The 20381-nt window shown below is 34.0% G+C and carries 19 protein-coding genes and 1 pseudogene; 16 read left to right on the plus strand and 4 right to left on the minus strand.

From position 1 onward, the window contains the following. Window positions 1-3 precede the first annotated feature (3 nt). Together ABH959_RS16050 and ABH959_RS16055 are read left to right on the plus strand one after the other, a co-directional pair. A complete protein-coding gene (locus tag ABH959_RS16050) occupies window positions 4-4377 on the plus strand; it encodes a hypothetical protein (protein WP_404492866.1) in 4374 nt (1457 codons plus the stop codon). 56 nt (window positions 4378-4433) lie between these two features. Further along, window positions 4434-4601 (plus strand): CopG family transcriptional regulator, encoded by a 168-nt coding sequence (locus ABH959_RS16055; RefSeq protein WP_404492867.1) that lies wholly within the window; start codon window positions 4434-4436, stop codon window positions 4599-4601. A 119-nt stretch (window positions 4602-4720) separates the two neighbouring features. Here the strand turns inward: ABH959_RS16055 and ABH959_RS16060 are convergent. Both ABH959_RS16060 and ABH959_RS16065 read right to left on the minus strand, forming a co-directional pair. Then, window positions 4721-4918 (minus strand): annotated as a pseudogene (locus tag ABH959_RS16060) (IS3-like element ISBt2 family transposase); the annotation flags it as partial. Window positions 4919-5451: 533 nt separating this feature from the next. After that, entirely contained in the window at window positions 5452-6264 is an 813-nt protein-coding gene (locus ABH959_RS16065; protein WP_404492868.1) for a hypothetical protein, read from the minus strand. A gap of 344 nt (window positions 6265-6608) precedes the next feature. Between ABH959_RS16065 and ABH959_RS16070 the strand changes: the two genes are divergently transcribed. From ABH959_RS16070 to ABH959_RS29405, 9 genes are all read left to right on the plus strand, one after another. After that, on the plus strand, window positions 6609-6929 hold the full coding sequence (locus ABH959_RS16070; RefSeq protein WP_404492869.1) for a magnetosome magnetite crystal formation protein family: 321 nt from the start codon (window positions 6609-6611) through the stop codon (window positions 6927-6929). Between the two features lie 21 nt (window positions 6930-6950). After that, window positions 6951-7202, plus strand: coding sequence for a hypothetical protein (locus tag ABH959_RS16075; protein WP_404492870.1), 252 nt, complete (start codon window positions 6951-6953; stop codon window positions 7200-7202). Window positions 7203-7210: 8 nt separating this feature from the next. Further along, window positions 7211-7954: a MerR family transcriptional regulator gene (locus ABH959_RS16080; RefSeq protein ID WP_404492871.1), complete on the plus strand. Its 744-nt coding sequence runs from the start codon at window positions 7211-7213 to the stop codon at window positions 7952-7954. 613 nt (window positions 7955-8567) lie between these two features. Further along, window positions 8568-9653, plus strand: coding sequence for a DNA sulfur modification protein DndB (locus tag ABH959_RS16085; RefSeq protein ID WP_404492932.1), 1086 nt, complete (start codon window positions 8568-8570; stop codon window positions 9651-9653). After that, on the plus strand, window positions 9646-10710 hold the full coding sequence (locus ABH959_RS16090) for a DNA sulfur modification protein DndB (protein WP_404492872.1): 1065 nt from the start codon (window positions 9646-9648) through the stop codon (window positions 10708-10710). The genes ABH959_RS16085 and ABH959_RS16090 overlap by 8 nt, the downstream gene beginning before the upstream one ends. A gap of 324 nt (window positions 10711-11034) precedes the next feature. After that, on the plus strand, window positions 11035-11361 hold the full coding sequence (locus ABH959_RS16095) for a phosphoribosyl-ATP pyrophosphohydrolase (protein WP_404492873.1): 327 nt from the start codon (window positions 11035-11037) through the stop codon (window positions 11359-11361). 199 nt (window positions 11362-11560) lie between these two features. Next, a complete protein-coding gene (locus ABH959_RS16100) occupies window positions 11561-12421 on the plus strand; it encodes a DnaD domain-containing protein (protein WP_404492874.1) in 861 nt (286 codons plus the stop codon). Then, the gene (gene dnaB / locus ABH959_RS16105) at window positions 12418-13704 is read left to right on the plus strand and encodes a replicative DNA helicase (protein WP_404492875.1); all 1287 of its coding nucleotides are present in this window, start codon (window positions 12418-12420) and stop codon (window positions 13702-13704) included. Before ABH959_RS16100 ends, dnaB begins: the two co-directional genes overlap by 4 nt. Before the next feature lie 241 nt (window positions 13705-13945). Then, entirely contained in the window at window positions 13946-14068 is a 123-nt protein-coding gene (locus ABH959_RS29405; protein WP_087955610.1) for a MerR family transcriptional regulator, read from the plus strand. Window positions 14069-14231: 163 nt separating this feature from the next. Here the strand turns inward: ABH959_RS29405 and ABH959_RS16110 are convergent, their stop codons facing one another. Continuing rightward, entirely contained in the window at window positions 14232-15017 is a 786-nt protein-coding gene (locus ABH959_RS16110) for a TrmB family transcriptional regulator (RefSeq protein ID WP_404492876.1), read from the minus strand. 261 nt (window positions 15018-15278) lie between these two features. Between ABH959_RS16110 and ABH959_RS16115 the strand changes: the two genes are divergently transcribed. Further along, window positions 15279-16046 (plus strand): TSUP family transporter, encoded by a 768-nt coding sequence (locus ABH959_RS16115; RefSeq protein WP_404492877.1) that lies wholly within the window; start codon window positions 15279-15281, stop codon window positions 16044-16046. Window positions 16047-16277: 231 nt separating this feature from the next. Here the strand turns inward: ABH959_RS16115 and ABH959_RS16120 are convergent, their stop codons facing one another. Further along, on the minus strand, window positions 16278-17165 hold the full coding sequence (locus ABH959_RS16120) for a DMT family transporter (protein ID WP_404492878.1): 888 nt from the start codon (window positions 17163-17165) through the stop codon (window positions 16278-16280). Window positions 17166-17291: 126 nt separating this feature from the next. Here ABH959_RS16120 and ABH959_RS16125 point away from each other — a divergent pair, with 126 nt between their 5' ends. From ABH959_RS16125 to ABH959_RS16140, 4 genes are all read left to right on the plus strand, one after another. After that, the gene (locus tag ABH959_RS16125; RefSeq protein ID WP_404492879.1) at window positions 17292-17588 is read left to right on the plus strand and encodes a hypothetical protein; all 297 of its coding nucleotides are present in this window, start codon (window positions 17292-17294) and stop codon (window positions 17586-17588) included. Between the two features lie 37 nt (window positions 17589-17625). Then, complete coding sequence (locus ABH959_RS16130; protein WP_404492880.1) at window positions 17626-18468, plus strand: RES family NAD+ phosphorylase; 843 nt, start codon at window positions 17626-17628, stop codon at window positions 18466-18468. A gap of 571 nt (window positions 18469-19039) precedes the next feature. Beyond that, window positions 19040-19363, plus strand: coding sequence for a hypothetical protein (locus ABH959_RS16135; RefSeq protein ID WP_404492881.1), 324 nt, complete (start codon window positions 19040-19042; stop codon window positions 19361-19363). Window positions 19364-19778: 415 nt separating this feature from the next. Further along, a complete protein-coding gene (locus ABH959_RS16140; RefSeq protein ID WP_404492882.1) occupies window positions 19779-20321 on the plus strand; it encodes a Rossmann-fold NAD(P)-binding domain-containing protein in 543 nt (180 codons plus the stop codon). Window positions 20322-20381 lie beyond the last annotated feature (60 nt).

Raw genomic sequence — 20381 nt, forward strand, 5'->3', positions numbered from 1 at the left:
GATATGCCACGATTAATGAAAGTGAGAATGACCAATATCCAATTAGATGAAGGGAAGAAAATCATCTCAAACAGCTTGTGGGAACCAAATGCCAAAGATGCTTTATTCATCTTAGAAAACGGTGGAGGAAAAACGAGTTTTATTCAATTAGTTACTCAAACCGTTCGTCCTAACTCCAATTTAAGCAAACGTTTATTAAAAGAAGTGGTGTATAAAGGTACAACTGGTCATATTATGACGGAATGGAAACTAGATGGAGAGAATCTTCCGTATGAATACTTATGTTTAGGGTTTACCTATATGAATGGGGAAACAAAAACAGAAGAATTAAATTATTTCACATATCTGTTTACCTATAACAGAGGGGCCACATTAAATATCAATACCCTTCCTACCACAGTAGATGGGAAAGTAACAAGACTAAATGAATACCGCAAGTTTCTAAGACAAAATGATATTCGTATATTTGATGTTAATCGTGATTATAAAAAGGAATTAAAACGATTCCACCTTATTGAAGATGAATGGAAGATGATACAAAAGATTAATGGGGATGAAGGTGGAGTAGATAATTATTTCAAAACTGCATCCAGTACGTATGACTTATTAGTGAAACTTCTTATCCCAGAAGTTGAAAACACTATATTTGACAGCGAAGAAAAGAAAAAGGAAATCCAAACGTACTTTAAAGAATACAGTAAAAATCTATTAAGTATTCCGGATATGAAAAGAGACTTGGATGATTTTCAAAGGATAAAAAATTGTGCTGAAGACATGGTAAAAGCGGTAGAAAACTTTCAAGTAAAAAAGAAATCCTTTGCGGAAGCACAAAAGCGTGTAGTTACGTTAAAGAAAAGCATTGAACTTCAAATTGCTGATAAGGAAAACAAAATTGATATCTTAATGGGGGATATTAAGAAAAATCAATCATTAATGCATGAAGTGGATTGGAAGATTGACAGCTATAAGGCTCATATTCTAAAAGGGCAGATCGAAGCAAAAGAAATAGAGCTAGCTACTGTGGAAAATGAATACAAAATGAAAATAGAACAGTTAAAACAAGCAAAAGTGTTACTGCAACAATTGGAAGCAAAAAAAGAATATGGAGATTATCTAGATATTCATAAAAAGGTACTACAGTTAAATGAAGACTTATCTTCTTTAACAGCAAGTGAACCAGAATTAGAAAAGAGAAGAAATGAATCTAAAACTCTCTTAACAGAGGCGTTAAATTTTCTCATAGAAGAACAACAATTCGCTTTAGATGAGCTTAACAAAAACATCAACTTTGCGATAGAAAAAGTGAATCTTAAAGACGCAGAACGGAAACGATTAGAGAAGGAAAAACAAAATTTATATGGTGAGTACAAGGATGCAGAAAATCATTTAAGTAATTACAAAATAGGTAAACAAAAACTGATAGATGAATTAGGAGAAGAAGCCGGATATCATCCATCTGTCACGTTCAAATCACTAAATGAACAACAACAACAATCTTCAGTGACTATTGCCCAAAAAGAAGAGAAAAGTCGATTAAATAAACAGGAGATGGATGAAAAACGTGAGTTTGTAACGAGTCAAAGAATTGTTATAGACAACAAAAATCATGAAATGACTTCGTTAAAGGCGGAACATGCCACATTTGAAAAGGAGAAGCATAACTTACTTTCACTTCTTTCAGACGATGGGAAAAATACGATAAACATATTCGAAGATATGCAGGAGTTTCTTCGGCATTATCAGTATGCGCAAGTGGAAGTGGGACAAAAAATCGATAAACTTAAACAGTATATTCATGATTTAGCAAAAAAACTTAGCCTTTGGGAATCACACGATTTCTTTGTTCCAGATGAAACTTTATTAAAGGTTCAACAACATCTAGAACAAAAAGGTGTTATTACTATGTTAGGTAGTGAATGGCTATCGGAACTTTCTAGTGAAGAAATGAAAAGCCAGTACCTTAATTCCTATCCATTGCTTCCTTATACGTTATTGGTTGAAGAAGCAAACTTAACAGAAGTCAAAAAATCTTTGAATAGCTTGAATAACGAACTGTTAAACGTACCGTTACTGTTTTATGTGAAGAGTAAACTTCAAATTCAAACAAAATCAGTAGATGCAAAAATAGATGAGCTTTTCCCTCTATATGATGAGTTATATCTCTATCATCAGTTAGATGTTCAGTGGTTTGCATCTAGAGCTAAAATCCAAGAAATTATTGATGGATTAAAAATGGAGCTTTCTCAATATAAAGAACAATTAACTTTTGCAAAAATAACTCTCAATAATTACAATGAAATATTAGCTGCATTAGAAACATTTCATACTCGTTATTCTAGTACATTCCCGGAATCCAACATGCAAGCTGTCCAGAAATTATCAGAGGATATAAAAGAGATTCACCAACAAATAAATGATACCAATGAACGTATTGAGATGTTAGAAAATGAGAACAAATTAATTAGTGAATCTATCTCAGATGAAAAAGTAAAAATAGAAAAAAGAGATTCTCATATAAAGCTTCTTCAAAGCTTTATGGACCTTTACCCAAACCCCGAAGAGTTAGTTGAAAAAGTAAAATATTTAAAAGACCAACATGATCAATACGAGACAAAGGTAAATCTGTGCGAAGAAGAAGTAATAGAGCTACGTGAAACATTAGATAGACAGAAAGATAAGAAACGAAACGTTGAATCTGTTATGGATGGATTAGATAAAGAAAGAAAACACCACCAATTGGACGAGACCCTTGAACCTTCTGATAGTTACACTAGTGAAGAAAAGAATGAGTACGTAGCCTGTTTTACTGCAGTTCAAAAAGATTACGCTGACAAAAATCAAGCGAAAAGTTTTCTTGAAGGAGATCTTTCAGATAAAAATAACGAACTTGCTAAATCTAAAAAACGAATCAATAATATCGGATTTACTCTCGACGAAGTTAAAGTGTTCTACTCTGAAGAAATCAATCTAGAAGAGTTAATTACAAAACAAAAAGAGACAGTTAAAACACTTTCTATTTCCGAAAGGGATATTGAGATCGAAAAAGGAAAAGTAGGAGAAAATCTAAAAGAGAAAACCAAACAATTAGAATTAGCTAAGAAGGAGATTGATGAGAAGTACGGAAAAGAAGTATTCCTTTATGAATGGGAGCATGAAGAAGAACTTAACCGTTTCAAGCAATCAAAAGAACAATGGGGCAAAGCTAATAAAGAACTTGTAGCTAAGAAGGAATTGTTAAGAAATTCTATAACAGATGCTGAAAAAGCAATGGTACATTTACAAATTAAAAATCTTCCTCTATATAATGAAAGATTCGGTTTAATATTTGAAGAAGAAATTATTTTAAAGTCAAAAACATATCAAAAATATGCACAAACTCATGCTAATGAGCACTTAACAAAGTTGCAAAAGTTAGAAGAGAGCAAAAAAGGTGTATACCTATCATTTGAAACGTATTTAAAGAAGATTCAAGAATCTAATAACCCTAAGACTGAACAATTTGCGAATGGTTTGTCAAAATTGAAAACAAGTGATCAAATATTTGAGTTAGAGTTTATTTTAGAATCGTTTAATCGCATCTTTGACACTATTAATGCCTTTGAAGAAGATTTAAAGCGAAAGATAACAGAATGTGAAAAGGATAAGGTAAAACTGGTAGACTTATGTTTTCAGCGAGTAGAGGCTATTTATAAGAACGTAACTGAAATCCCGAAATTCTCCAAAGTAAAAGTATTTGGTTATGAATTGCAATTGATTAAAATGAGATGGGACCGTTTTGATAATGAAACCACTCATAGTAATTTACATTACCATGTCCAAACCATTCTGGAAACTTTACAACGAATGAAGCGAGAGAACAAACTAGAAAATGAATTGAATGAATACCTAGTACAAAAACTTGATACAGTGGTATTATTAGATAAAATTGCACCTATCAAGAAGTGTTTTGTTAGTATATATAAACCACGAAAGAAATCACTTATGACGACCAGTCCAGAAAACTGGAAACCTTGGGATGAAGTTTCTAAATGGTCTGGTGGAGAGGAATTCAGTTCCTATATGTCCATGTTTATGATACTTGTAACGTATTTGCGTAAAAAAGTTAACGCTAGAGACGATTCTTGGAAAGTGATTATTGCGGATAATCCTTTTGGTAAAGCTTCATCAGAACACGTAGTAAAACCAATAATGGAACTAGCTAGAAATAGTAAAATACAACTGTTTTGTCTAACAGCTCATAACAATGAAGACATTCGTTCTCATTTTGAATGTGTCATGAGTAATCGTTATTACAATACAGTAGGTATTGAACTACTTCAAGTGGAGCATAGGGAAAAAGGGGTTTCCCTTGGAATGTTTGCTTATGAGCATAATTAATAATTTTTGAGGGTCATATTGGCCCTCTATATATAGAGAAGTTAGAGGTGTCAAATATGTCGAAAGTAACTATTAACATACGGGTAGAACAAGAAATGAAAGAAAAACTGAACGATATAGGAAAGCAATTAGGATTATCAGAAGCAGATGTATGTAGAATGGCCTTTGCAGAATATATACAAAATCGAATTCATTTGATAAACAAGGATAAAAACAATGAGTAAGGGATTTTGAGGTTCCATTTAATTGTTTTTTAGTTCGATACTAAGTAACAATGAGTTTTTATAAAGAATAATTAACATTTTTGAAGTGAGCCCAAAAAATGGGGAACCTATTAAAACAGCTAAAACATCTGTTCCCTAAATTCTTTAGTGGATAGGTGGTTTGATTTTTCTTGAATTCGCACGGTTGTGTGGGATACTTTTGTTATCTTTTATGAATAGAAAGCTTCACCTTTTAAATGATCGAAGAAGCTTTCCATGATCGCACTGTCATGGTAATTTCCTCTTCAGGACATGCTGGTGATTATGCCTTTTCCTTTTCACCCTTGATTAGAATAGCCAACCTTGTTCATTTCAATTACTTTCCACTTTGTTTCTTCTGGGGAATGAACGCTTGTCTTCAAACGAAAAACACTTCCATTGAATTTGCATACTTAGTATGCGAATTTAATGGAAGTGTTTTTATTATGTACTACGTATTCGGGGCACTTCAAATTAAAAATTAAGTGTTTTTTCTTTTCACCATTTACTTTCTCCAGCATCTTCATAGGCTCCTTCAATCCAATCTGCATATGCATCCTCAGCCATTGCTTCTACATCAGGTTCAAAATAGTCCTCCTTCTGTTAAAATAATGCCATTTTTTATGTCAATTATATTTCGCTTTCATTGTTTCTTACTAAAACAAACAGTTATTTACAAAACGGCGATATAGTGTAAACCCTTATCCTTACTGTTTTTTAAGGTGCTTTAAAGTAATGTGAAATAAAATAAGTTAGTAGATAATCAGTATGAAACATAGAAAAACATACTTATCTATAAATAATAATGCACGACTAAATCCATAGACTTTAACTAACTTGCCTCTTTTCCATTTTTAATTACGTATTGGTACTGACGAATTGTAATAAACAGGCTATGGCAATCGTCTTTAAGTTCCTTACATTTATCAAGTAGTTTGTTCATATCTTCTTTAGTGGTAAATCTTAAACTATCAAATGATTCGGATTCTAAATCTGAATAGTTCTGACGTAAATCTTCTATTAGTAGTTTAATTTGTTTAAAATCTTCCTCTCCTTCTATTGAGGGGTTGTTTTCTAAGAGATCATACATAATTTTTTCACAAACATTAAGTCTACCATTCACTAATACTAATTGTTCCTTAAGCATTTGTACAATCATTAACTTATCTGTTTTTTCCTCTACAGCCTTCAAATTCACTAATTTCTCTTCAATATTTTTGTTTAACTCTGCAAACATATCTCCAGTTACTCTTTCATGGGTTTCAAGTTTTGTCATAGCTTCCTCAACCTTATTCATAAAAAGGTCTGCATTTTCTATTTTTTCTTGTGCTTCCGTCATTTTCTGGCTTGCAATTTCCATCATTGTGTTAGCGTCTTCCATCCTTTTCTGTGCTTTTCGGTTAGAATACCCTATGTATACACCAATTAGAGTAGAAACTAGTGTGATTATAGCAACCCCTGTACTAGCTATAGCCCAAAAATTAGAGAGACTATCATTTAAAAACGATATCTGATGATCTTGTATAGAGATAACCTTTTCCTGCATATCCTTAATGAGTGCTTCATTGGCTTTATTGATTTCTTCTAACTGCTTGACTTGATTAACTGTATTACTTTGGTTTTGATTTATCGCAAATAAAAGCATTTATCTGTTCTCCTATATCGATTTTAGTTCCCCCTTAATTATACAATAATTTCTACAAAAGGTTGATGTCTTTAACTAAATGGTGAACTTTTTGATAAAGCGTTGTTTTGATAAAGAAACTACTATTATCCATACACTCATTCTATTAATGTCTGATGAACGAAAAAATTTTGATTCCATTAATTGTTTTGATTAATATTGACAGTATAGGGTTTCATAAATAAAAAAATTGATTTTATCTATATCGGTATTAATCAATTTTTTCTATACAATCCCCTTGCACCTCCCCCAACGTCACCCCCTAACCTAAAGAAGACAAAACAAAAAGGGGGACAAAACCACTCATGAAAACCACCACAAAAGAAAAACAAAACATCATCATCATGCTACTACTATCAGCCGCAATAGGAATCTTTTCGTCATTACTCATGTACATCACACTGGCACGTAAAAACGAGGTGTACAAATACCATTGCCGAAAGGCGTTCAACTTTCATTTGCTAATCTTTCTTCTATTTAATATTAGTTCGCGTATTAGTGATGTTTTGTTTTGGATCGTATTTGCCTTTGAGGTCGTTCAAGTGATCATGGTTGCGTGGAAAGTAATAGGCGACGAGCCATATCGTTATTTCATTCGAATTCCGTTATTTAAAGAAGATAAGTAAGCTGTGGAAGGAGAATAGGTGATGAAACAAGAAGTGGAGATGAGGGGAAAGCGAATTTTTATTATGATTGCCGTGTTGTTTATTGCGATTTATATTGTTTTACGGAAAAGAAAGTATGAGTGCTTTTATGATGGTATTAGTGAGTATGAAAATCGTTATAGAGGTAATGTTACTTTTTTATTGCTTGTTGTAGGTTTGTTTCAATATTATCGGCAGAATGAGATGAGTTTTTCTCATATGCTTCAGTATGTGAAAGAGAAGTTATCGGAGTAGGTGATGATATGGCTTGGATGATTAGTGAGTTTGCAAGTGTCGGGGATGTTACGGTGCGGACGCTTCGTTATTATGACAAGATTAATTTATTAAAGCCGAGCGATTATACTGAGGGTGGGCATCGGTTATATACGAAAGATGATTTGTATGTGCTGCAGCAAATTCAATCGTTTAAGCATCTCGGTTTTTCGCTTGGGGAAATTCAAAATATTATATTGCAGCGTGATATAGAGACAGAAGAATTTTTAAGACAAATGCATTTTCAAAGGGAATTGCTTTTGGCGGAGCAAGAACGAATTGAGAAGGTACTTTCGCGTATGAATGAGATGACGAAGAAGTTTCAAAAGGAAGAACGCGTGGATATCGCTTTGTTTTCTTCGTTTTTGCAAACTTTCATATGGGAGAAAGAAAATAAAGAATGGTTAGAGGAACACTTTTCAACGGATAGTGTTCGAGCGTTTTATGATAATAAGGAATTAAAAGAAAAATTTGATCGGCGATTTATGGATATGATAGGGAAGTTGAAAAAGTGTAAGGTAGAAGAGAAGGATCCGAGTCATCAAGATGTTCAAGTTACCTTGAAGGAATTTTTTAATTTAATAGAAGAAGTAACGAACTATCTTGATACACCTCAAAGTGATATAGAGGATATAATCCAAAAATCAAATCTCCCACTATCCGAATTCCCAACAATTTTCACAACTGAAGAAGAAAAATATATAAAAGAAGCAATGAAGCAGTTTAACAACTAGCTCAATTGCTTCACTTTCTATTTCATCTGGAATTTGATAAGTGAGGTATAGGGCAGCTGCCTTTTTCAAGTGCATATTTGCCATTCTAATAGGCATGGTAAGTAATGCGTGATTTTCGGAATATCGAGGACATTATACATTATTGATATCGAATAGATGTGACCATTAGATTATGAGTCACATCTATTTTTGTCTCATAATAAGCGTTGCTTGCTTTAAATTGTTGTTCTATATCAATGAACGGTGGTTTTCTTTACGTAATTGAGCCAGTTCTTCTTTTTCTGTTCGACTATCTTTCGCAATGAACAATCCCGTTGCTGTATAGATTTTTAATCTAACAATCTAATGTTGAAGGCGTTATGTTATATTTACGTGCAATATCTATGAGAGTTTTTTGTTTTTGTAAAAATTCACTAATTGTAGTTTGAGTTTAGGTATAAAGGTTCGATGTTGACGTACCATATTAGCATGTGCCCTTATTGTATCGTGCAGCCTATCCAATTTATGGAGAAATATATAGTTAATGATTTAACTTAATTGGGTATTTTTGTTATAATTTAATATGAAGCGGAGAAGTTTTCAGGACACAGAGGAGGGGTTTTAATTGGATTTAATGAGTATATCAGATGATTCAACTAATTATCTAACAATGTTTGGAATTAAGGGGAATCAATTTGGACAAGAAGTGATTTCTTTACAATGTAGTGTGGATTATGTATTGAAATTTTTAGAAATCGATAGATCTGTACAACGTGGTATGCTGGAAAAGCAGGTTGCCTCAATTTCTAAGTACATACAATATGGTTTAGATGGAAATGATATATATTTTCCACCATTAATTTTTTCAGCAAGGGGAAAAGGGCTTTTTAATGTTGAAACTAATGAATTTTCGATTAGAACTAATGATAATATGATGGTTTTAGATGGTCAACATAGAATAAAAGCTTTTGAAGTAATAAAGACAAGACTAGAATTGAGTGATTACCCAGAAGATAAAAGGAAATTAGATTATATAAAGAATTTTCCTTTTACAATTCAAGTATTTACGAATTTGACTTTAGATCAAGAAAAGCAGTTATTTACAGATGTTAATACTAAGTCTTCTCCAGTTAGCAATACTTTATTAGTTATGTATAAAGATAATGATTTGTGTAGTAAATTAGTTAAAAGTGTAATTTACAATCATTCTTCTATTTCCTCAGACAAATTTGAAGTTAGAGCCAAAACAACAAAAACGAAATTAATGACAGCATTTACTTTATATAATTTAGTACTTACATTAAATGAGGGTATTGTTGTTATTAAAGGTAGTAACAGTAAATTAAATGCTGGGAATTATGATTTGTTTAAAATGAATATAGAGAATTTTTTGACGTTGCTAGTGAAATATGCACCGGATCAAGGTTTAGATAGAAATAAATATATTATTATGAATCCTAATGTATTAAAAGGAATTGCTAAAGCTGTTTATCTTTTAAAAAAAGATAATGAGAAATTTGATATGGAAGAATTTTTTAAACATGTTGTTTTTTCATTTGATTGGTCCCATAAAAATAGAAAATTGAAACAAGTAGGTATTCCATATAATCCAAAAACAAAAAAGTTTAGAATTAATGTGGGTACTAGGACTACTTCTCAAATTTGTGATCTTTTACTTGAAGACTTTTTGAGAATTAGGGAGGTAGCTGTTAATGTTTGAAGTTAAATTAAAGGGTATTATAAATATAATAAATAATAATAAGGGTATGATGACTACACAAATTTTTATCAGAGATATCCTTGATATTTATGAGATTGATAATTCTGTAAATAGGGATGTGAATTATAATAGATTGAAACCTATTTCTAGTTACATTAATTCTTATGATTCTGAAATAGGTATCTTTTTACCTTCACTAGTATTTTCTTTTCAAGAAAATCCACTTTATTTATATGATAAGGTTTCGAAGGAGTTAACAATACCCTTAGGATCAAAATTAAAAGTCTTAGATGGACAACATCGTATTAAAGGGTTAGAAGAATTATTGAATAGTTTGAGTGATTCTAAGAGAAGAGATGAAATATTAAATAGTAGTATAACAGCTCAAATTTATTTTAATTTGAAAGAAGAAGATGAGAAGGTTTTATTTGCTGATATTAATTCTAATGCTAAACGTGTTTCTATGTCCTTAGTAACTAAATATGATACAAGAGATATTATGAGAGTTTTAGTAAGGGATCTTTATTCTTCATGTAAGGCTTTGCAGGTAGCTGGTGTAGAGTTTAATAAAAGTCGGATAGTAAGACCTACAAGTACTTTGTTTTTTACTAGTGCTCGTTTAAGAACGTTTATTATTAGTTTACTTTTTGGTACAAATCAAAAGCTTTCTAAAAAGAATGAGAAACTTCTTAAAGAAAATTATGATGATATATTAATTTTTTTAGAGAAATTTTTCACTATATTATTTGATGTACTTCCCTCTGATTCTGGAGACGTTAAGAAATATATACTGGGGCATGAAGTTTTGCAGACATCTATGGCAATATACTTACATCAAGCGATAATGCTAGAAATAAAGGAAGATGTGAAGTGGTTCGCTGATTGGGAATCTGAAGTGGAAAGATTGAAATTGATAAATTGGAGTGTTTCTAACTCAATATGGCAATCATATCTAATGAAACAACGAGTTAATACAGATTACGAGTATTATGGTTTTTCAGATAATAGACCGAGTGAATTAGTATCTACATTAAATCATTACTTGTTAGAAAGTTAAAGTTGGTACAGAATGCAAATTAAAAAACACACTAAGGAAATTGTCCTGCTAAGAGTATTTCGGTGTGAGACGACAGCAGTTGTTGTGTAGCTAATGCGGCACAACTATTAGTATGTTTTTCCAAAATACTAATGATAACCTAAATGCTATATTATTTTTATGATTGTAACGAAATTTCACTTTGAAAATTGTGGTTGTTTAATTTAACAGCCACGATTTTTTATTGTAAACGTCAATTTGAATTTTTTTCAAAAGTGTAAGAGCATCTTAATGAAAACTATTTGGTACAAAGAATAGAAGAAAAACCAAACGGAGGGAAATCTCATGCCAACCTACAACAAACTAATCCGAAACAAAATCCCACAAATAATAAAATCCAACGGAAAAACACCCACAACAAGAATCCTACCTGAAGAAGAATACATAAAAGAAATCTGCAAAAAAACAGAAGAAGAACTAACAGAATACATCGAAGCAAAAACAAAACCCGATAAACTAGAAGAACTATCCGACCTCCTAGAACTAATAAACGCCCTAGCCGAATACGAAGGCACAACACTAGAAGAAATCAATGCAATCCGTAAAAAGAAAGCAGAAGAACGAGGTGGCTTTTCAAATCGAGTCTTTTTAATCGAAGTAACCGATAACTAGCCCCTTATAATCCCCTTGCAAGCCCCTACCAAGTAATAAATCACTAAGAAAAAACACAACAAAACAAAAACACCAACAAACACCGTAGTAGTAGTAGTCGAAAAAATTTTGAAATAACACGCCAAAAACCCGGCCCTCCTTCCTATATATAGTACAAAGAGGGATTTTTTACTTTTGAATCGGGACAGGAGGAATTGGGATGGCGGTGTATCGTAATGTGCAGGTGAATTTTTGGCAGGATGATTTTGTTTTGGATTTGACGCCGGAGGAGCGGTATTTTTATGTGTATTTGTTAACCTGTTCGAAGACTACGCAGTGCGGGATTTTTCCGTTTCCGAAGCGGTTAGCTGAGATGGAGACGGGTTATAACAGGGGGACTGTTGATAAGCTTGTGCAGCGCTTTATTGATTATGGGAAGATTCTTTATGATGCGGAGACGCGGGAGTTATTTATTTTAAATTGGCTTCGTTATAATCCTGTGACGAATACGAATGTGGAGAAGTGTGTGCTTCGTGAGCTGAAGGGTGTGAAGAATAAGGAGTTTGTACATATGTTTCTTCAGAAGTGCGTAGAGGAGGAGCTGAATGTTCCGATGCTTTTAGCACATTTCGGTATGCCGAGTGATTTGACTGTGGATGATGTAGAGCTAGTTTGCGAGGAGACAGAGGAAGAAGAGGTTATAGAGGAAGAGACGGGAAGTCGCGTGTTTTCTTTTTATGAACAAAATTTCGGTAGTTTGTCTCCTCATACTGTGGAGGAACTGAGTGCGTGGATGGATGATTTGTCAGAGGAGCTTGTGCTGAAGGCTCTTCAAATTGCGTTTGAGAACAATAAGCGGACGGTTGCTTATGTGAAGGGGATTTTGAGGGGGTGGCACGGGAAAGGATTTACGAAAGTGTCTGAGGTTGAGGCGGATACGTCGAAGTTTCGGAAGAAGGATTCGTCTGTTAGTACTGGGGAGACGGAGGAGTTTTTGACGAGGTGCGAGGAGTGGGAGAAGAATGCGCCGTCTGAGGAAGAGTTGCAGCGCTTTTTAGCGGAACGCGGGTGGCGTCCATGAGTATTCAAAATGTGGAGGCGGAAAAGACGGTGTTAGGTTCTCTATTAATTGATGGAGAGCTTATTAAGGAGTGCCGTTTGACGGAGCACTATTTTTCTATGCCGGTGCATAAGTCTATATTTCGGTTAATGCGAAAAATTGAAGATGAAGGGCAACCAATTGATCTTGTGACGCTCGTTTCTCGGATGAATCCAAATTTTTTGGAGAATATCGGGGGGATGGAGTATTTTATAGCGTTAATAGAGGGTGTGCCTACAACTGCCAACTTCTCTTATTATGAGGGGCTTGTTCGAGGTGCTTGGAAAATGTATCAGGCCGGTGTTCTCGGGCACAAGATGGGAGAGCGTCTTATTGCGGAGAAGAATGAGAAAATTATTGGTGAGACGATTACGGAGCTTTGTGAGTTAGAGGAAAAGGACTATGTATGTGAGTTTGATTTGAAGGATGCGTTAGTTGGTTTGTATGAGGAGCTTCATCAAGATACGAAAGAGAATACTGGTATTGAGACTGGTTATACATCGTTAAATAAGATGACGTGCGGATTGCAGGAAGGTGATTTTGTCGTTCTTGGAGCGCGTCCTTCTATGGGGAAGACGGCGTTTGCATTAAATATCGCATTGCATGCGGCGAAGTCTGGAGCGGCAGTTGGATTGTTTTCGTTAGAGATGAGTAGTAAGCAACTGTTAAAAAGGATGGCGTCTTGCGCGGGCGAAGTGTCAGGAGGTAGGCTGAAAAATCCGAAGCATCGTTTTACGATAGAGGACTGGGAAAAGGTGAGTAAGGCGTTCGCGGAGATTGGGGAATTGCCACTTGAGATTTATGATAAGGCCGGTGTTACAATGCAGGATATTTGGATGCAGACTCGTAAGTTAAAGAGGAAGCATGGGGATAAAAAGCTTTTAGTTATTGTAGATTATTTACAGCTTATTACGGGCGATCCGAAGCATAAGGGCAATCGATTTCAGGAGATTAGTGAGATTTCTCGTAAGCTTAAGTTATTAGCGCGTGATTTAAATGTTTGTATAGTAGCGTTGTCGCAATTGTCTCGTTCCGTAGAGTCACGGCAAGATAAGCGTCCTCTTTTATCTGATTTAAGAGAGACGGGACAAATTGAGCAAGATGCGGATGTCATTATGCTTATGTATCGAGAGGATTATTACGATAAGGAAACGATGCAGAAAGAGATGACGGAGATCCATGTGGCGAAGCATCGGAATGGGCCTGTGGGTAGTTTTAAGCTGAGATTTTTGAAGGAGTTTGGGCGGTTTGTGGAGAGTGGATAATAAAATAGAAGAAGGCATATAAAAAGGTAAAGGAGTGGTTACGGTTGACAAAAGTAGGTCGTTTATCCCGCATTAACGGGCAGTAAAACTCCCACCTCAAAATTCGGCTGGAGCACAGGAGTTAGGTGGGAGATCAACTGCTCGTAAACGCCCGATTGGTTCAACTAATAATCAGTGGGGGATGAACAAAACCCCCACTGATTAAAGTTTCACTTTATATGAGCAAGAGAAGCAAGAAGAAATAGATAAAGCACTTTCGGCAGCTGGAATGCTCTTTAAGGGCATGAGTATAGAAGAAGTAGCTAAGAAATTAGATGTAACAATTGAGAAGGTGAAAGAGTGGGAGAAGCGTTTATCCCATTAATCGCTGGGTTAATGGGAATATTCCGTAAAGGGAAAATGGCAGCGTCTGTATAAATTTATATAAAAATAGCCGACTATTTACTATATAATAGTCGGCTATTTTTGTACGGAGAAGTTGTTAGGTTTAATACGCAAATTTTTCGATTTGCTCTTGAATATATTTCTTATTTTTCTATAAAGAAGGATTTTCTCTCTGTAGTAATCCATTGCTCCAAATCGTCTTGGCTACGTCGGACAAGTCGATTTACTAAAACATCATGCCATACGTAATCCTCTAATAAGTATATATGAATGGGGTCATCTGTATAAAAAGCAATATTACGCTCTTCAATTGATGGTCCATAAATCATCTCTTTAGAATCTATCGATAAAATAAACCAATGTTCTGTAGACAAGGTTTCTGTATAAGGTGTTATGCGATGGGCTTCTAGATTTTTAATGGGATTTTCCACATGCAGGGTAATGCCTTGTACTGTAACTTTATCAGCTACCTGAGATAGATCCTCTTTTAACGCTTCATACATCTCATCCCACATTGAAATGACAATACGTTGTTCTGCTTTTTTTATTAATGCCTGACAATAGCTAATGATTGTTTTATTGTCTTTTAAAGTAATCACTCGATTATCCGTTTTTTCCTCGAAAGTTTCTAGTTTTTTTAATGAATCACTGATTCCTTCATAAGTAGACTGCCATTCTGATTGCGCCTTTTGTAAAAAGATTTCAACAGGTAGAGGTGAATAGCGAGTGGTGTCATTTATTTCTTCCTTCATGACAATTCCTTTTTCTACAAGGTTACCCAAAATCTCATAAATTCGCGCTCTTGGGATACCCGAATCCTTACTCACTTGGTAGGCTGTGACAGGCCCCTGTTTAACAAGAGATACATAAGATTTAGCTTCATACTCATTAAAACCAATTTTTTTAAGCTGTTGCACTATGTAGTCCACTTTTTTCGTCCTCCGATGTTTGCTTTTATCCCGCATTAACGGGCAGTAAGACCCCCACCTCAAAATTCAGCGGAAGCAAAGAAGTTAGGTGGGGGATCAACTGCCCGTAAAAGCCCGATTGGTTCAACTAATAATCAGTGGGGATGAACAAAACCCCCACTGATTAAAGCTTCACTTTATATTTCAACGTTACAATAACTGTTTACATTTAGCAAATTATTAGTTACTATTCTGATAGTGACTAAAGGGGAGGTTAATAGTATGGATTTTTATTTAGACCCATCAGTATTAATTATTTTGATTGCTTTTGGATTTTTAGCTGCATTTATTGATTCAGTTGTAGGTGGTGGAGGACTGATTGCCTTACCCGCTTTATTATTTACAGGACTGAATCCAGCAAGTGCAGTAGCTACGAATAAACTAGCGTCGACAATGGGGTGTGCAACTAGTAATATTGTGTTTTATCGTTCTGGTAATCTTGATTTGAAATCGGCGTTTAAATTAGTTCCACTCACTTTCGTAGGTTCCATAATAGGGGCATGGACCGTTCATTTAATGAACCCAGAAGTACTGAAGCCATTGATGCTGATTATGCTTGGTGCGGTTGCTATTTATACGATATTCAAAAAGGATTGGGGCAGTATTTCCACTCATAAAAAATTGTCTGGTCGACACGTCATTATCTTTACTTTTTTTGTTTTTGCTATTGGTTTTTATGATGGATTTCTAGGTCCTGGCACAGGTTCGTTTTTAATGTTTTCTCTTTTATTTATTGGATATGATTTTTTAAAAGCAGCAGGTAATGCGAAGCTTCTTAATTTAGGAAGTAATGTTGGTGCATTGTTGATGTTTATGTATGTAGGGCAAGTAAACTATGTGTATGGTTTTATAATGGGGATTGCTCAAATTGCTGGAGGGATTGTTGGCTCCAAATTTGCTATAAAAAAAGGAAGCGGGTATGTTCGTGCTCTTTTCATTACAGTAACTTGTTTATTGTTAGCGAAAAATCTGTATGACTATATTCAGTAAGTAATTTTGAACATCTTTACTTCAAAGAACGTAGAAAAGGTCAAATATGAAGGCTACATAAAATATAAGAAGATACTAGGGGCAAATTTATTTTAACATTTTTTAGATGCTACCTTATTCGAAGATAGCATCTAAAAAAGTCTCATTTAAAAGAAAATCTAAGTGAAGAGAATGAAAATAATATAAACTCATATTTTTTCTGGGGTATGTTTATTGATCATAGTGAAATATTTACTCTATATTCTTCTTATAATTAGGCCTCAACAAACTCTTAAAATCCACCTCAGCAATCAACACACTTACTAATATAAGCGTCGCGCCTAAGTATCCTTTCCCAGTAAGTGTTTCACCAGTGAAAACGAAAGCGAAGCCTGCGGAAAAGACAGGTTCTAATGAGAAGATAAGTCCTGTATGTGTAGGCGTCGTGTATTGCTGGGCGATAACTTGCACGATGAAAGCAACTGCGGTGCAAAATATGCTTAAGGCTAAGATGATGAGCCATGAGTTGGTTGTGCTAGGAAGCTTTGGTGTTTCGATAATGAATGAAAAAATAAGACTAAATAGGCCGACGAAGCCGAGTTGTATGACTCCAAGTGCGATTGAGTTTACATGTTTTGTTACGCTGCCAGTGATGATGACGTGAATCGCATAAAATAAGGCTGACAGTATGCAAAATATATCGCCATTACCGATCTTGAATTCGCTCGTTAATGTTAATAAGCCGATTCCTATTATTGTTAAAATGATTCCTACTATCACTTTCTTTTCTGGAATGTGTTTTAAAAATATAGCTGATAATATCGGAATGAAAATGACTGTGAGACATAGTAAGAAACCAGCATTTGAAACACTTGTGTACTTTGTGCCGAATGTCGCGAAAATGTAAACGATAAATAAGACAGAAGCGAGTATAAATGCATATTTTACAGTTTTAAAATCGATTTTGAATAAATGTTTGTAAAATATTAAACCTGATAAAAGAAAGGCAATAATAAATCGTAATGCGATTAAGTTGTATTCTTCTATGCCTTCAAGTCCAACCTTCGTAAGTAAGATGGATGCACCCCAAAAGAATGTAACTAGTAGTAGCCCTAAATCCGCTTTTAATTGTAGTTTCATTTCTATTCCCTCGTTATGTATAAATTTTATAATTACATACCCCTATCCCCATTCTTCATTTTAATATTAATTCTGAATATTTGTAACATAAATTTATCGACGTTTTACTCCATACGAAAGTGGCTATTGTATAAAGCGATTGGACCAGATTATAAAGATTGGATATACTTTAATCTAAGGGGGCATAAAGATATTCTTGAGGAAATAGAGAAGATATTTTCTCTTGGCCTTTATTATGATAAGGACTGCAAATATGAGTTAGCTCTCTTTTCAAAAGGTGGATTATTTAAAAAGCGGGAAAAGGTTTTTAGCACCATTATAGATACAAAGGAAAGTGTCTCAGTTAAAGAGGAACTGGATGACTTCTTTATTCAAATAAGAGATAAGCCGATACACTTTAGAAAAGCAATAACAGTACTTTAGTTATAGAAATAATTATGGGGAGTCTAGGAGGAACAAAGTGAGTAATAAAGATTTTGAGATTAATGTTGATTTAATGAGCGAGCAATGGCAATGTTTGAAAGAAGATTTGTATAATGGATTAGTTGAGTATAACGATTTAGAAAAGATAATTAATGACTACACTTTCTTTAAAGTATTTGATAATTTTTTCAAGGAGACTTGTAAACTCTTTGAGGTTACTCTTGCTGATATAAAAACTATGTATAGAGGAGTATCAGGGGAGATTGACCTTAATAATTATGAAAGAATGATACCTAAGTTAGAGTATGCCAAAGGAAATAACAGAATGAATCCTCCAGGAAAAGCATTCCTTTATTCAGGTGTTGTAGGGAAAGACAAAGGCAAGGATGAATCTACTGTTAAAAAACATGTAGTGAGAACTGTTTTAAAAGAGATAAGAGCAACTAATAATTCTGTAGCAACAATTTGTAAGTTTAAATGTAATGAATCAGCAAATAACAAGAAAGTAATAAATATTAGTGGTGACAATAGTATCCCTCAATCAGAAACAGAGTTAAAAGCCTACATCTATAAACATGCATTGAAAAATTTATCTTTTAATAGAGAAAAGATAAGCTACATCATGGCTAATGTTTATTGTAATATGTTTTCATCTGACCAGATTTTCAAGCCAATTCATACTAATGAACAAGAAGTAAAAAATTATGAGTATGCTCCTTTCCATGCTCTTGCTAATTATATAAGTGAGCAAGGATATGCAGGAATAATATTTAGAAGTACTGTTCATCAAAATGGTACAAATTTAGTTTTATTTGATCCAAGTGATGCCTCTGTGATACAAGGTTCAATGGAGTATATTAATACATCTGACTATCTCTAAAGCTAATTATATATACAGAGAACAAATTATAGAGAGTGTGAAAAGTACGTTACAAGAAACCTTGATGATGTTGGTAGCTCTAATATTGAGGGTAAGCCAAAAGACAAATCTAATTAGAGGGCAGTAAACAATCAGAAGGTATGGAGCCGAAACCTTAAAACTGCAAGTAGGGCTATGGCATATGCTAATTACTTATGTGAGTATGGCCATGGTTATTTTATTTTTAAGAATTATGTAAGGGTGTCCCTATGCAGTATTAGGAACAGTTTGAAGATAGTTTAGATAGCCATGCTAACATAGTCTCCATCTGCGTAGTCTGTCATAGGAAAATCCATTTTTTGTTTTTTGATGCTAAGAAAGAAATATTAGATAAGTTATTCAATATTAGGAAAGAAAGACTTATCAAGGGTGGAATTAACATTAGCCTAGAGGAGCTTTATAGTTATTATCAGCATTAATATTATTCATGGTAAAGGTGTAAGACATTGGTTATCATTTTATTAATCTATTGCCCTTTTTCTTTAGTAATAAATAGTATAGAATGAATATTATGAAAAAAGGAGGGTATATAATGCCAGTAAGTAGAAAGCTCATTCCTGATGGCCTTAAGTACTACATAACATGTGAAGATAAAAAGGGGCAAAAGTATTACCGCTATAGTCATGCTCCATCATGGGAATGTCTAGAGGGAAGAATAGAAGATACTACAACTTTTACAGAAATAAGTGATAATTTTAAAAAGGAAGTTTTAAATGCTATGAAATCAAGTACAGATGTTTCTATGCAAACTGGGCCTAAAGCAGAACTAGCAGAGGTTGATCCACATCAGATAGACCTTACAACAGTAGTGATTGAAAACTACAACCCTGATAGGATTTTTGGATACTTTGAATAATGTTTATATGAGTTAAATCTAACGAAGATAGAAGGGATAGGGTTATTACTTTATTCCTTTTTTAAATTCTAAGCTGTTTCTGAGGAATTAATTAAATAAATGTTGCCTCCCTCATTTTTAAAAATAGAAAACAAAACTTTTTATATGACAATGCCCATTTATAAGTGGTATTATCCCTACAATAGTTCATATAAAAGCAGAATTTGGATTTGATTATATAGATCTCTTTCCCCTTAAACTGCAAAAGACCCAGTTATATAATTTAAGGAAGTTACCTGCATGCCGCTCCAACCTTCACATAGCGCCATGTTATCCTCCTTAATCTGACAATAACTTCTCAAGACCTTGAATAAAAGTATTATTAAATGAGGAAGTAAAAGAAGTCGTAACGATTGGCAGAAAACGTACGAATGCGATGCATGAAAAATTAAATGAAATTGAGCTTACAAATGTGGCTAATTTATCGTCTATTGAAGAAAAAATAACCGGATTTGATGCATGCTTCTTTTGTTTAGGTGTTTCTTCTCAAGGGATGAAGGAAGAGGAATATACAAAGGTAACGTATGATTTAACGTTATGTGCCGCAAACACATTAGCGGAGTTAAATCCAAACATGACGTTCATTTACGTATCTGGTAGCGGCACAGATAGTACAGAAGCAGGACGTACGATGTGGGCGAGAGTGAAGGGGCGAACGGAAAATGCGTTATTGCGTTTACCTTTCAAAGCTGCGTATATGTTTAGACCAGGATTAATCATCCCGGCAAACGGTGTGAAATCAAAAACGAAATCGTATCAATTGATGTACGATGTGATGAAACCTTTTAATCCACTATTAAAGAGATTCGGCAGTGTGATAACTTCAGAACAATTAGGAAGAGCGATGGTGCGAGTTGGGAAAGATGGATATGCTCATTCGATTATTGAGAGTTTGAATTTGAAGAAGATTGGGAAGTGATTTTTGAAAGTGAATAGAAAGAATGAAAAAGAACCTAATTTCTCTATTTTATATGGAGAA

The sequence above is a fragment of the Bacillus sp. RC51 genome, from assembly GCF_044908115.1.
In the GTDB taxonomy this organism is placed as follows: domain Bacteria; phylum Bacillota; class Bacilli; order Bacillales; family Bacillaceae_G; genus Bacillus_A; species Bacillus_A mycoides.

What these genes read in the sequence shown, in the direction of transcription:
- ABH959_RS16085 (WP_404492932.1), top strand. Translation starts at nt 8,568, where the DNA reads ATGAGTATATCAGATGATTCAACTAATTATCTAACAATGTTTGGAATT.
- ABH959_RS16090 (WP_404492872.1), top strand. Translation starts at nt 9,646, where the DNA reads ATGTTTGAAGTTAAATTAAAGGGTATTATAAATATAATAAATAATAAT.
- ABH959_RS16070 (WP_404492869.1), top strand. Translation starts at nt 6,609, where the DNA reads ATGAAAACCACCACAAAAGAAAAACAAAACATCATCATCATGCTACTA.
- ABH959_RS16055 (WP_404492867.1), top strand. Translation starts at nt 4,434, where the DNA reads ATGTCGAAAGTAACTATTAACATACGGGTAGAACAAGAAATGAAAGAA.
- ABH959_RS16050 (WP_404492866.1), top strand. Translation starts at nt 4, where the DNA reads ATGCCACGATTAATGAAAGTGAGAATGACCAATATCCAATTAGATGAA.
- ABH959_RS16140 (WP_404492882.1), top strand. Translation starts at nt 19,779, where the DNA reads ATGCATGAAAAATTAAATGAAATTGAGCTTACAAATGTGGCTAATTTA.
- ABH959_RS16080 (WP_404492871.1), top strand. Translation starts at nt 7,211, where the DNA reads ATGGCTTGGATGATTAGTGAGTTTGCAAGTGTCGGGGATGTTACGGTG.
- ABH959_RS16095 (WP_404492873.1), top strand. Translation starts at nt 11,035, where the DNA reads ATGCCAACCTACAACAAACTAATCCGAAACAAAATCCCACAAATAATA.
- ABH959_RS16135 (WP_404492881.1), top strand. Translation starts at nt 19,040, where the DNA reads ATGCCAGTAAGTAGAAAGCTCATTCCTGATGGCCTTAAGTACTACATA.
- ABH959_RS16115 (WP_404492877.1), top strand. Translation starts at nt 15,279, where the DNA reads ATGGATTTTTATTTAGACCCATCAGTATTAATTATTTTGATTGCTTTT.
- dnaB (WP_404492875.1), top strand. Translation starts at nt 12,418, where the DNA reads ATGAGTATTCAAAATGTGGAGGCGGAAAAGACGGTGTTAGGTTCTCTA.
- ABH959_RS16065 (WP_404492868.1), bottom strand. Translation starts at nt 6,264, where the DNA reads ATGCTTTTATTTGCGATAAATCAAAACCAAAGTAATACAGTTAATCAA.
- ABH959_RS16075 (WP_404492870.1), top strand. Translation starts at nt 6,951, where the DNA reads ATGAAACAAGAAGTGGAGATGAGGGGAAAGCGAATTTTTATTATGATT.
- ABH959_RS16120 (WP_404492878.1), bottom strand. Translation starts at nt 17,165, where the DNA reads ATGAAACTACAATTAAAAGCGGATTTAGGGCTACTACTAGTTACATTC.
- ABH959_RS16100 (WP_404492874.1), top strand. Translation starts at nt 11,561, where the DNA reads ATGGCGGTGTATCGTAATGTGCAGGTGAATTTTTGGCAGGATGATTTT.